The sequence below is a fragment of the Mangrovimicrobium sediminis genome, from assembly GCF_004745945.1.
Lineage (GTDB): Bacteria > Pseudomonadota > Gammaproteobacteria > Pseudomonadales > Halieaceae > Mangrovimicrobium > Mangrovimicrobium sediminis.
This window is the reverse complement of the sequence record NZ_SRLE01000001.1, coordinates 212,350-224,227: the sequence shown is the minus strand read 5'-3', so window position 1 is coordinate 224,227 and position 11,878 is coordinate 212,350. Positions and strand designations below refer to the sequence as shown.

Below are 11,878 nucleotides of genomic sequence, written 5' to 3'. Positions count from 1 at the left end.
GACGATTCGCCACGCGATTTTATTCCATCACGCGGAATTATTGTGTGTCCGGCTCGTCATCATCATAGAGTATGACGGTCCCAACATGACGGTAAATACTACCATGTTTTTACGCAAGTCATTGAAAAGCATTGATTTAATCCCCTCTGGCCTGGCTGTGGCGGTGTGCGTTGCAGCCCTGGTTCTGGCCGTGCCCGCGACACCGGTGCGTGCGCAGGTGCCCGGCGACCTCACCGGTTCCGGCCTCATAGACGACCAGGTCGAGGAAGAGATCGACGACCAGGTAGAAGAAGAGGTTGTGGACGAGGTGGCCGACGCCGTCGAGGAGTCCATCGACAATCAGCTCGACCGCCTGCTGTTGGGCCCCGGTGACAGCTTTGTCGAGGAACAGGTCGAGGAAGAGGTCGAGGAGCAGATCACCGACAACGTTGAAGAGGAACTCCAGGAAGAGACCGAGCAGGTCGTCGAGGAGAATGTCGAGGAAAACGTCGAGGAGACTATTGAGGAAACCGTCGAGGAACAGATTGCCGAGACGGTGACCGAGGAACTCGAGGACAGCGTTGAAGCCAGCGTCGAGGAGGCGGTCGAAAGCACCGTCACCGACGAGGTCGAGGAGAAAGTCGCCGAGACCGTCGAGAGCGTGGTCGAGGAAGAGGTCGCCCTGGAAGTCGAAACCGGCGTGCAGGAGCAGGTCGAGGCCGACGTCGAGACGCAGGTTGCGGAAAACGTCGAGGAGCGTGTGCAGGAGACGGTGGCCGCCAATGCCGAGGCCCGCGCCGCGGAAATCGTCGAGGAGCAACTCGACAACGAGATCGATGACATTCTCGACGATCTCGAGGCCGGCCTGGAAATCGACGAGGAACGCATCCACAGCGACCACTGGCTGGTAATGGCCGAGCCCCAGGTGTTCGAGGAACTGGCCGAGGAAGGCTACCTGTTCGATACCGTGACGGAACTGCCGGCACTGGGTATGCGCCTGGCGGAAGTCGCCGGTCCCTCCAGCTTCGATATTACCGAAGTGCGCCGCGGCGTGCTCGACGTAGTCGGCAAGGACCGCGCCGAAGTCGACCTCAACCACATCTACACCGCGGGTACTGAACTGGCCACGGTGGGCGAGGGTGTCTCGCCGCGCACTGCTGCTAACCTGCCGGTGGCCAGCCTGCCGGTGGTCGAGGCCGAGGCCCCGCGCATCGGCATGATCGACAGCCTGGTCGACACCAGCCACCCGGCGCTGTCCGCGGCGCATATCAACAGCCGCACCTTCGTCGCCGAGGGCGCGCCGCAGCCTTCGTTCCACGGCACCGCGATCGCCTCGATCATTGCTGCCAACGACCCCGAGTACCAGGGCCTTGAACCCCAGGCGCAGATCTACGCCGCAGCGGTGTTCGAACAGGATCCGGAGCGCGGTGAAATCGCCTCCACGGTGAGCCTGTTGCGCGCGCTGGACTGGCTGATCGCCAGCCACGTGGACGTGATCAACATCAGCCTGGCGGGGCCGCCGAACCGGCTGCTGGAAACTGCGCTCAACCGGGCCAAGCAGAACAACATGCTGATTCTCGCCGCCGCGGGTAACGGTGGTCCGGTCGCTGCGCCGATGTATCCCGCCGCCTACGATTCCGTGGTTGCCGTTACGGCGGTGGACCAGACCCGCCGGGTCTTCCGCCTGGCCAATCGCGGCACCTACCTGGATATTGCCGCACCCGGCGTCGGCCTGCTGCACGCCCGTGCGGGCGGCGGCTACGTTGCATCCTCGGGAACCTCGTTTGCGGTGCCTTTCGCCGCCACCGCCGCCGCCGCCCTGCGCCGGCAGCACCCGGGTAGCGACGTGATGTCCGAGCTCTACCGCTCCGCCGAGGACCTCGGCCCGCCGGGACGGGACGAGATCTACGGCTACGGCCTGCTGCGCTTCAGCGGCTCCTGATTACCAGCTGTAGGACACCCGCGTGCCGACCACGTATTGCTCGTAGTCGGCGCTCGGGTAATTTGAGTCGTAGTCGGCGTAGCCGCCGTACAGTTCGATATTCCCCTTAGTGAACACCGGGTAGTCCAGCGAGGTCTTCCAGCGCTGGCGTTTGTCCAGGCGTTCCTCGCCGATGCTCGGCGTCACCGAGCTGTAGTCGCGGTATTCGTATCGCCAGCCGAGCTCGAACTTCAGCGGTTTCTGCAGCACATCCCAGCGATGAACGTAGCGCACTTTGACATCGCTGCTGGTGTAGTCGTAGCGGTCCGCTTCGGCATCCTCGTGCTTGTATTTGTAGCCGACGTTGAAGTAGCTGCGCAGGCCGCGGCGAAAAAAGTAAACGTCCAGTTCGCCCGCGTGGCCCAGTGAATCGCGCCCCGGGTTCTGTTCCACCGACTTGTCCGAGTAGACGTAGGCACCACGCAGGAACCATTTCTTGGCGAGAAAGCCGGAGGCGTAGGGTGAGGCGCGGTAGTACTCGAGGAAGTCCTCCCCGTCCAGGCGCGCGTTGATGTAGTGCAGGGTCAGGCCGCTGGTCACCGGGCCGAGATCGCCGGCGAAGTCCAGGCCCAGCAGATGGGTCTGGCGATCGAGGAAGTCGAACTCCTCGTAGGCGGTCTCGCTGAAGTTGTAGGTCAGGCTGGTATCCAGCTTCGGGTTGAACTCGTGCTTGAGTTTCAGTTCGGCGTCGAGCGTACCGGCATAGTCACCCTGGTTGCTGCTGGCGTCGAGTTCGTCCACCGAGACGTTGCTGTCGTACTCCGCGCCCAGGCCGATTTCCGCCGAGAAGCTGGTGGAGGAGTCGCCCGCCGCCCGCGCCGCGCCCGCGGCAAGGCCCGCCGCGAGGGCACAGGCGAAGCCAACCAGTTGTACAGGCCGTTGCATATCCGAGGTTCCGGGAGTCCAGGCGCGGTCGCGTTGAGTGGCGACAATCATAGCAGACTTTCCCGGGATTAAAGGCCGATTCGCCGGATATCACCGCGTTTGTCGACGTACTTTCACGGTGCAACCTGCGCCGGCCTTTAACTCGTGCGCGAAAGTGCTAGAATCGCGCGCTCACTTATCGCGACCCGTCACCGGGGATGAATTCATGTCGAAATCCGATACCGAGTATCACCACGAGTGCCTCAACCGTTTCATCGAACTGGCCAACACGATGAAGAACGAGGGAGTGTCCACGCCCGTCGTTTCCGCGGCACTGATGTCCGCTTCCGCCGTGTACGCCACCTACGTCGCGGTGGGCAATGCCGGCGGCCTGACGCCCTCCGGCGTGGAAAAAGTGGTCGAGGCGTATCGCCACCAGATGGAACAGGTCCAGGCCGCGCGCAAGGCGGAACTGGACGCGGCCAAGTAGCCTGTCCAGGGGCTTTTCCAGCCCCTTACTGGAATTCCGGCGCTGTCTCGATCACCGGGAAGCGCGCGGTCATCGGCTCGGGGTAGCCGGAGTCGCTGACGATATAGGCATGTGAGCGGTTGAGCAGGTGGGGGTGCATGACGCCGCAGGAATGGGCGATCACCTCCACCTCGTGCATCAGGTTGCGCGCGTAACTCGCCACCCTTTGCGCCTTGTCCGTCGGGTCCAGTCCTTTTTGCAGTTCCTCGTTGTGGGTGGTCACGCCGGTGGGGCAGGTGTTGCGGTTGCACTGCATGGCCTGGATACAACCGAGCGAGAACATGAAGCCGCGCGCCGAGTTGACGGTGTCCGCACCCAGGCACAGCGCCGTCGCCACGTCTGTGGGGTTGATCAATTTGCCCGAGGCGATGATGCGCACCCGATCGCGCAGGCCGTAGTAGTTCAGCTTGTCGGCGACCATCGGCAGGCTGCGCCGGATCGGCAGGCCCATGTTGTCGATCAGGCTCTGCGGCGCCGCACCGGAGCCGCCGTCGCCGCTGTCCACGGTGATGAAGTCCGGTGCGTAGTCCAGGCCGCGCTGGTGAATGCGCTGGCACATGTCATCCAGCCAGTCGCTCTGGCCGATGACCGCCTTGATGCCGGTGGGTTTGCCGGTGACCTCGCGTACGCGATGAATCATGTCCAGCAGGTCGTCCACGCTGTCGATTTCCGGGTGGCGGTTCGGGCTTATCGAATCCTGCCCCGCGGGAATGCCGCGCGTGCTGGCGATGATATCGGTCACCTTCAGGCCCGGCAGGATACCCCCCTTGCCGGGCTTGGCACCCTGTGAAAGCTTGATCTCGAACATGCGCACCTGCTCGATGGCGGCGATCTCGCCCAGCTTGGCGTCGCTCATTGCGCCGTGCTCGTCGCGCACACCGTATTTCGCAGTTCCGATCTGGAACACCACGTCGCAGCCGCCCTGCAGGTGGTAGGGTGCCAGACCGCCCTCGCCGGTATTCAGCCACACGCCCGCCTGCCTGGCCCCGCGCGAGAGCGCCTGCACCGCCGGTGCCGAGAGGGCGCCGAAACTCATCGCGGAAATATTGAAGAAAGAGCAGGTGCGGTAGGGGGTCCTGGCGAAACCCTCGCCGAACACGATATGGTCGCGCTCCTCGATTTCCTGCTCCAGTGGCGGCAGCAATGCGTTGAGGAAGATGACCTGGCCCGGTTCGCTGAGGGGCTGGGTTGAACCGAAGGCAACGGTGGAATCGATGTTCTTCGCGGCCCGGTAGACCCAGGAGCGCTGCGCGCGGTTGAACGGCAGCTCCTCGCGATCCAGGGCGAAGAAGTACTGGCGGAAGAAACTGCCGAGGTGTTCGAAGAGGTAGCGGAAGCGGCCGAGCACCGGGTAGTTGCGGCGGATGGCGTGGGATTTCTGCGTGATGTCGACGATGTACATGTACACCACCCACAGCACCAGGCCGCCGATGACGCAGGCCAGCAGCAGTGCCGAGAGTTCGATGAACGTGATCGTGAAATGGCCCAGTGTGTCCAACTGCAGGTCCACAGGCAGGTCTCCTCGTAGTTTGGTGGCGCCCAGTCTAGCGCCTGTTGCCCGGCTCTCCCAGTGGGCGCGACGTATTCACGCCAGGCTGTATGCGCGCGATGGCGCCGGGCCTTGCGGTGATCAGGCTGGCGGCAGGGCGCGCAGCAGGGAGGGGGTGTCGTGTTCCAGCATCGCCGCGCACACGCGCATGATATTCGCCGTGTTCACCGCCTCGGTCTGGTACTCGGACTCGGTGGTCATCCAGATGAAGTGCCCGTAGACCAGCGCGATGGCGTACTGGTGCATGGCGGTATCGAAGTCGGGAATGGCCACTCCGCAGCGGGCGAGGGTCTCCAGGTAGTGCTGCACCAGCGCACGCTCCCAGCGCGGGCGGTCGGCGACGTCTATGGAGGCGGAGATATGGTAGGAGACCTCCAGCATGCCCGGACCGCGGCTGGCCAGCGTGTCGAAGAAGCCCGGCGTGCCGTCCGCCGCGATGTACAGGTTGCCCAGGTGGATATCGCCGTGCAGCACACAGTAGGGCATCTGCTTGGCGAAGCGCTTGAGCCGCGCCCAGGCATCGAGCATCCAGTCGCGGGACTGGAAACAGCGCGCGGTGGCGGCGCCGCGCGGCGAGTCGATGAAGCGCTGCCAGTTCTGCGGGCTGGTCTTGTTGGCGAAGAAACTGTCCACGGTGTCGAGGAAGTCCACCAGGTCGCCCCATTCACCGCCCGGAGCGAGTTCCGGACTCTCCCAGGTGCCGGCGTGAAAGCGCGCGAGCACCTCCAGGCGCCGCGCCACCTGCTCGAACCCCTGCGGTTTCGAGGCGTGGCAGAACTCGGCGCCGCTGGCGACCAGGTCTTCCATGATGATGATGCCCTGCCGGCGTTCGGCGTCGTAGTCGGCGAAGTAGCACGCGGGGGCGGGCAGCGAGAGACGGGTCAGCACGTCGCGGTAGCCGCGCACCTCGCGCTCGTGCATGTAGCCGAAATCGCGGCTATGGGTTTCGAAGCCGCCCTTGAGGATTACCAGTTCGGGAATGCCTGCCTGCCGGCCCGCCTCATCCAGTTGCAGGCGCAGGCGCAGCTTGGTGCTGGTTCCGCGCACCGCGTCGACGAAGTCGAAGCCGGTAACCGTGACATCGGGTGCGCGCTGGCGCAGGGCCGCGGTGAGCCATTGTGCGGTGATTTCGTCTTCGCTGACCGGCAGCGGAAAATAGTCGGCATAGGCCATGGGCGAACTCCATTTTTATTGAACTGGTTTCAGGTTCGGCGAACGCCCGGGCAAGTCTTCTAGAGCTTCATCGCGCGCGCCTGGGCGTCGTGAATCTGCTTGACGTGGTTGACGCAATCGCCTGCGGTCACCCCGCCGTCGACGGTGATGACTATGCCGGTGACCTGCCGTGAACGATCGCTGGCCAGGTACAGCGCGGCTTCGGCTACATCCTCGGGGGTGCCGAGTCGCTTGATCGGCTGGTCCGAGAGGTTGATCTCGTCCAGTTCGCTCTGCAGCTGGTTGAAGCCCGCTTCGCTCATGCCGGTATCCGACCAGCTGGCCATCTTGGTGCGGATATGCCCTGGGTTGATGACGTTGACGCGGATGTTGTGCTGCGCCAGGTCGATGGCGGCGCACTTGCTGAAGTGCAGCACCGCGGCCTTGGAGGCGCGGTAGCTCATGACGCCGAAGCCGGCGTGGGCGCCGCCGATGGAGGCGGTGTTGATGATCGAGCCGCCGCCGTGGGCTGCCATGTGGCGCGCGGCGCGCTGGGTACCGAGCATCACGCCGAGCACGTTTACGTCCATGGTGCGGCGAAAGTCCTGCAGGTCGTCGTCGAGGAAGCTGTCGAACAGGCGGTTGCTGATGCCGGCGTTGTTGAACATGACGTGCAGGCCGCCGAAGTCGTTCACCGCGCGGTCCACCAGCGCCTGCACTGCGGTTTCGCTCGATACGTCGGTTTCCTGGAACACCACGTTGTCGCCGATCTCGGCGGCCAGCGCTTCACCGGTGGCGCCGTTGACGTCGGCCATGATGACCTTACTGGCCCCGGCAGTGGCAAACAGCCGCACCGCCGCCAGGCCGATGCCGCTGGCGCCGCCGGTGACGATGGCGACCTTGCCGGAAAGTTCTTCGCTCATGGTTTACTCCTTGTGCTGGTAAGCGGAGGGCGCATTGTCCCCTTGCCGTGCCGCGCGGGCAACTACCGCTGTTGCAGCCGGAATCTCTCCATCAGCCGATGATCGGGAAGCGCTCGTCGTCGAGGCGCTGGTTCGGCGTCATGCCGGTGGTGTCGAAGGCCTCAGGCGGTGCGCCGTTCCAGCAGGCATCCTCCGGCTGTGCCAGTACCAGGTAGGCCCAGCGCGGCTTGTCGGTCTGGTTCTGGCCCGCGCCATGGATGGTCAGGTGGGTGTGCACGGTGATGTCGCCGAGTTCGTACTCGATGGGGTCGGTCATCGGCAGGTCCAGCAATTCGGGGAAGGCGTCGCGGGCGTCGCCGTCGCCGTAGGTGTGGTAGCTGCCCATGACGCCCATCTTATGCGAGCCGGTGATGAACGACATGGTCCCGGCCTGTGCGCCATAGGGCTCCAGGGGAATCCAGAAAGTCATACCGCCGGTGCGGTCCACGGCGAAGGTGATGTAGTCCTGGTGAAACGCGGTGGCGCCGTTGCCGGCGTTGCGCGTCTGTTTGGAGCAGGGCAGCTTCGGCGCGAAGAAATCGGAGAAGTAGCGGGCGCGGATTCCCTTGCGGGCCAGCAGTGCGGTGGCGTTGCGGCCGATACCCTCGATCAGCGCGCGCACCTCCTGGTTGCCCAGGCCTTCGGCGGCCTCGGCGTTGAAGTAGGGCTGGTCGAGGCCGTAGGAGTCGTTGCTGTCGCCGTCCTCGCCCATGCGGCGTTTGGCGATCTGCAGCAGCAGGGCGATGACATCCGGCTTGATGAACTTGCTCAGCTTGACCCAGCCGTGCTCGTGGTAGTGGGCAATCTCCTGCGCAGTAACGTCCCTGCAGGGTGATTCCAGTACGCGCGCCTGATCTGACATTTCGCTCTCCTGTTGCGGACACCGGCCCCGGCGGGTACGCGGTGGCCAGTGTGCAATCTAGCAGTCGGCGGGCGCGGGGCGCTCAACATCTCGCGACAATTTATCTGCAAGCGTCGCATCTGCGGCAGGCCCGTGTGCGGGGATTCGACGCGCGATTGCGAAGAGTCAGCGCCAACAACCAGCTCAAAGAAATATCGACGCACAGGCAGCTTCTGTCGAGAATCGGATTGTGCGCCCCAGTAGCCTGTGTCCGAACTGGTACAGCCGGGTTTTCCCGGTGCCTGGAGATCGCCATGCCAACACAGCAAGCTTCCGCCGCGTATGCACGGCCCGTGCGTGGAGCGCGGCGGTGACGCCGCTGCGCTTCGACGGGCGCGTCGCCGTCGTTACCGGCGCCGGTGGCAATCCGAGCCTGGGCCGTGCCCATGCGCTGTTGCTCGCCGAACGCGGTGCGAAGGTGGTGGTCAACGATATCGGGCGTGACCCGGAGACGCCCGGCTATGCGGGCAGCGCGAGCGCCGAGGCAGTGGCCCGGGAAATCCGCGAGTTGGGTGGCGAGGCTATCGCCGACACCCATTCCGTGGCCAGCGAGGCGGGCGGCGCGGCGATCATCCAGAGCGCGCTGGATGCCTTCGGCAGTATCGACATCCTGGTCAACAATGCCGCCATCTCCATCGCCGCGCCCTTCGAGCAGATGTCGGCGCGCGACTTCCAGCGGCATATCGACATCAACCTGATGGGTCCGGTGTGGACCTGCCGCGCCGCCTGGCCGCACATGCGCGAGCGTGGCTACGGGCGCATCGTCAACATCTGTTCGGGCTCGCTGACCGGTTATGCCTGGCTGGCGGCCTACGGCACCAGCAAGGGTGGGCTGTTGTCGCTGTCGCGCGCGCTCGCCGCCGAGGGCGAGGCACTGGGAATCCTGGTAAACGCGGTGAACCCCGGCGCCTTCACCCGCATGGTCGCGGCGCAGCAGGAAGACAGCTCGCCGATGCTGCAGCACGCGCGCGAGAACCTGCCTCCGGAACTCGCCTCCCCGGTGGTCGCCTACCTCGCCCACGAGCAGTGCCCGGTCAATGGCGCCTGTATCGAGTCGGTGGGCGGCGAGGTGCGCTCGTTCTACCTCGGTGCCACACCGGGTTTCAGTGACCGCGAGTTAAAGATCGAGACCGTCGCCGAACGCTGGTCGGAAATCTTTGCCGGCACGCCGGAGACCGCTATTCCCTATGCCGCTGCCGACCCCCGGCAGTGGGCGATCAAACCCTATGTGCCGGCGTCGCCGTCGGGCGAGGAAGCATGAGCATGAACACGACGACACAGGCCGACGCGGCCACCGGCGGTTGCCCGCTGGGCGGCGGCACTATGCAACTGAAGGGCGGCGAGTCGCGACTCGACCCGCTGATCCGCAAGAACCCGTTCCCGTTCTACCGCGCCCTGCGCGAGAAAGACCCGGTGTACTACGACCCCGGCCTGGACCTGTACCTGGTCACCCGCTACGACGACGCCATGACCGTGCTGCGCGACCCGATCACCTACTCGCAGGAGCACGGCTACCAGGACCGCTACGCCAACGGCCACGTGGAGGAACTGGCGGAAATCATGAATCGCGACGGTGGCGGCTTCATCCGCGACATCATCGCCTGCGACCCGCCCGAGCACACCCGCCTGCGCCGCCTGCTGGAAAACGCCTTCACCGCGCACCGGGTGAAAACCCTGGAGCCGGACATCCGCCGCATTGTCATCGACCTGATCGAACCGCTCACCGAACGCGGCAGTTGCGATGCCATGAAGGACATCAGCGCACCGATGACCGCGCGCATTATCTGCGAGCAGCTGGGCTTTGATTTCGACGAGGTCGGCACGGAAAAAATCGCCAGCTGGACCACCGCACTGCTAGCCCAGATCGGCCGCATGCAGACCCGCGAGGAGATGCTGGAGAACGCGCGGGAGATGTGCGATTTGCAGAACTACATCATCCCGCGGATTCGCGAGCGCGAAGCCAGCCCGCGCGAGGACATGATCTCGGACCTGGTGCACGCGCGGCTGGACGACGAGGAACGCCCGCGGCTGTCTTTCGAGGAGCAGGTGTCCTGCGTGCGCGCCCTGTTGATCGCCGGCAACGACACCACCGCCGCCGCGCTGACCAACCTCATGCTGGTGCTCGCCACCGACCCGGAACTGCTGGATCACCTCTACGCCAACGTCGACGACGACCGCCTGATCAGCCGCTTCGTGGAGGAGGTATTGCGCCTGCAGCCGCCGGTGCACGGCCTCTACCGCACCGCCATGCAGGACGTGGAACTGGGCGGTACGCGGATTCCGGCGATGTCGCAGATCTGCATCATGTTCGCCTCCGCCAACGACGACAACGAGCGCTTCGAGGACCCACGCTGCCTGCGCCTGGACCGCAGCAACGCCGGCAAGCACCTGACCTTCGGCGCGGGGATTCACCTGTGCATCGGCGCCTCACTGGCGCGCATGGAGATCAAGGTCGCGGCGCAGGAGATCATCCGCCGCATGGACAACATCCGCCTGGCGGTGCCGCTGGAGGAGCTCGACTACCTGCCGACCCTGGCCACGCAGACCCTGGAGCGGCTGCCCCTGACCTTTACCCGGCGCGGGTGAGTGTCGGCGGGAAAATTCTTCAAGACATGAGCAGCGCTGTGCTGCCCTGAACGACTACCGAACCAAGGCGGTAGCCATTACCGCGGGGGAATATTTCCCCGCGGTTTTTTTTGGTTCAGGTATCGAAGGCGATGGGCAGCCCTTTCAGCCCACCGACCCCATAGAACGGCCGGTAACCGATCTCGCCGGTCAACCGCGGGTTGCGCAGGCGCTGGGCGATCAGGTGCAGGCCCTCCTCGATCTGCGCGCGGGCGATGAACTGACCGAGGCAGATGTGCATGCCGCGGCCGAAGGCGATGTGGCGGGCCTTGCGCTCGCGCTCGGGCAGAAAGTCGTCGGCCTGGTCGAAGTAGCGCGGGTCGTGGCCGGAGACGTTGGCGGGGAAGAACAGCATGGTGCCCGCGGGCAGCACGGTGTCGCGGTACTCGATATCCTGCGCTACCTTGCGGAAGATCATCGTCGGGTTGCGGAAGCGGATTGCCTCCTCGACGATCTTGCTGCACCAGCCGAGGTCCTCCGCGCAGCGCGCGTAGCTCTCCGGGCGCTCCAGCAGCATGCTCATGGTCAGGGTCATGACGTTCTTGGAGGTGTCGTAGCCAGCGACGAACATGAAGATGAGCAGGTCGTAGATTTCCCGGTCCTCGAGCTTGCCCGCTTTGCCGGCGAACAGCAGGTCGTCGAGCAGGTCCTGGGGTTCTGCGCGCTCGCCCTCGGCGCGGCGCCGGGCCACCATGTCCTGGACGAAGTCGTCGAGGATGCCGATCGCCTCCTGCAGGGCGGGCAGGTGGGTCGGGTCCATGGCGAAGCCCAGGCCCATGGCCTCCAGCGAGCTGCGCAGCCGCGGGATGTCCGCGCGCGGGGCGCCGATCATCGCGCTGAGCACGGAGATCGGGTAGTAGGAGATGAATTCCTCGAAGTCGAATGCGCCGCGCGGTGCCCAGGTATCGAGCAGGTCCTGCATCGTGGCGCGCATCAGCGGCCGGTTGCGGTTGGCCGCGGCGGGGGTAAACATCGGCGCCAGGATATCGCGCATGCGCCGGTGCGAGTCGCCGGTGTGGGCGAGCAGTTGCACTTCGGTGAAGCGGCCCCAGGGCGTGTCCTGCGCGCCCATGGTCTCGATGATGTTGTCGAAGCTCGGGCACAGGTGCTGGTCCATGCGCAGCAGGTCCTCGATGGCGCCGTGCTCGTGCACCACCAGGCCGAAAGCGCAGCGCGCCACCCAGGGGTGTTTGCTGCGCGCCTCCTCGAACCAGGGCAGGGGATCGGCGGAAAACCCCTCCTGTTCCATGGGCAGGTAGGGGAGGTCCAGGGTCTCCAGCGCTTGCATGGGGCGTCTCCGAAATAGTCTCGAACCGGCCCGATGCTAGCAGCCGGC

Annotated in this window: 10 protein-coding genes; 4 read left to right on the top strand and 6 right to left on the bottom strand. The window is 65.1% G+C overall.

Annotation, left to right across the window (positions count from 1 at the left end; translation table 11 throughout):
- Window positions 1–190 precede the first annotated feature (190 nt).
- Entirely contained in the window at window positions 191–1,921 is a 1,731-nt protein-coding gene (locus tag E4634_RS00980; protein ID WP_240725038.1) for a S8 family serine peptidase, read from the top strand.
- Here E4634_RS00980 and E4634_RS00975 read toward each other — a convergent pair whose 3' ends face one another.
- On the bottom strand, window positions 1,922–2,845 hold the full coding sequence (locus E4634_RS00975) for a surface lipoprotein assembly modifier (RefSeq protein ID WP_167854704.1): 924 nt from the start codon (window positions 2,843–2,845) through the stop codon (window positions 1,922–1,924). It abuts the gene before it with no gap.
- A 205-nt stretch (window positions 2,846–3,050) separates the two neighbouring features.
- On the opposite strand from E4634_RS00975, the gene E4634_RS00970 reads away from it, so the two are divergent.
- Window positions 3,051–3,314 carry a DUF3144 domain-containing protein gene (locus E4634_RS00970; RefSeq protein ID WP_135440727.1) on the top strand — a complete coding sequence of 88 codons (264 nt, stop codon included), beginning with the start codon at window positions 3,051–3,053 and terminating at the stop codon, window positions 3,312–3,314.
- A gap of 25 nt (window positions 3,315–3,339) precedes the next feature.
- On the opposite strand, the gene E4634_RS00965 is transcribed toward E4634_RS00970, so the two are convergent.
- The 4 genes from E4634_RS00965 to E4634_RS00950 form a co-directional block, all read right to left on the bottom strand.
- Window positions 3,340–4,857 carry an FMN-binding glutamate synthase family protein gene (locus E4634_RS00965; RefSeq protein ID WP_240725041.1) on the bottom strand — a complete coding sequence of 506 codons (1,518 nt, stop codon included), beginning with the start codon at window positions 4,855–4,857 and terminating at the stop codon, window positions 3,340–3,342.
- Window positions 4,858–4,983: 126 nt separating this feature from the next.
- Window positions 4,984–6,075: a phosphotransferase gene (locus E4634_RS00960; RefSeq protein WP_135440726.1), complete on the bottom strand. Its 1,092-nt coding sequence runs from the start codon at window positions 6,073–6,075 to the stop codon at window positions 4,984–4,986.
- Window positions 6,076–6,134: 59 nt separating this feature from the next.
- Window positions 6,135–6,977 carry an SDR family NAD(P)-dependent oxidoreductase gene (locus E4634_RS00955; RefSeq protein WP_135440725.1) on the bottom strand — a complete coding sequence of 281 codons (843 nt, stop codon included), beginning with the start codon at window positions 6,975–6,977 and terminating at the stop codon, window positions 6,135–6,137.
- A gap of 91 nt (window positions 6,978–7,068) precedes the next feature.
- The gene (locus tag E4634_RS00950) at window positions 7,069–7,878 is read right to left on the bottom strand and encodes a phytanoyl-CoA dioxygenase family protein (protein ID WP_135440724.1); all 810 of its coding nucleotides are present in this window, start codon (window positions 7,876–7,878) and stop codon (window positions 7,069–7,071) included.
- Window positions 7,879–8,227: 349 nt separating this feature from the next.
- Between E4634_RS00950 and E4634_RS00945 the strand changes: the two genes are divergently transcribed.
- The gene (locus E4634_RS00945) at window positions 8,228–9,178 is read left to right on the top strand and encodes an SDR family NAD(P)-dependent oxidoreductase (protein WP_167854703.1); all 951 of its coding nucleotides are present in this window, start codon (window positions 8,228–8,230) and stop codon (window positions 9,176–9,178) included.
- Window positions 9,179–9,180: 2 nt separating this feature from the next.
- Entirely contained in the window at window positions 9,181–10,503 is a 1,323-nt protein-coding gene (locus E4634_RS00940; RefSeq protein WP_206046748.1) for a cytochrome P450, read from the top strand.
- Window positions 10,504–10,618: 115 nt separating this feature from the next.
- On the opposite strand, the gene E4634_RS00935 is transcribed toward E4634_RS00940, so the two are convergent.
- Window positions 10,619–11,830, bottom strand: coding sequence for a cytochrome P450 (locus E4634_RS00935; protein WP_135440722.1), 1,212 nt, complete (start codon window positions 11,828–11,830; stop codon window positions 10,619–10,621).
- Between the last annotated feature and the right edge of the window lie 48 nt (window positions 11,831–11,878).

Coding starts and splice junctions, on each gene's coding strand:
- E4634_RS00975 (WP_167854704.1), bottom strand. CDS start 2,845: ATGCAACGGCCTGTACAACTGGTTGGCTTCGCCTGTGCCCTCGCGGCG.
- E4634_RS00970 (WP_135440727.1), top strand. CDS start 3,051: ATGTCGAAATCCGATACCGAGTATCACCACGAGTGCCTCAACCGTTTC.
- E4634_RS00960 (WP_135440726.1), bottom strand. CDS start 6,075: ATGGCCTATGCCGACTATTTTCCGCTGCCGGTCAGCGAAGACGAAATC.
- E4634_RS00955 (WP_135440725.1), bottom strand. CDS start 6,977: ATGAGCGAAGAACTTTCCGGCAAGGTCGCCATCGTCACCGGCGGCGCC.
- E4634_RS00950 (WP_135440724.1), bottom strand. CDS start 7,878: ATGTCAGATCAGGCGCGCGTACTGGAATCACCCTGCAGGGACGTTACT.
- E4634_RS00940 (WP_206046748.1), top strand. CDS start 9,181: ATGAACACGACGACACAGGCCGACGCGGCCACCGGCGGTTGCCCGCTG.
- E4634_RS00935 (WP_135440722.1), bottom strand. CDS start 11,830: ATGCAAGCGCTGGAGACCCTGGACCTCCCCTACCTGCCCATGGAACAG.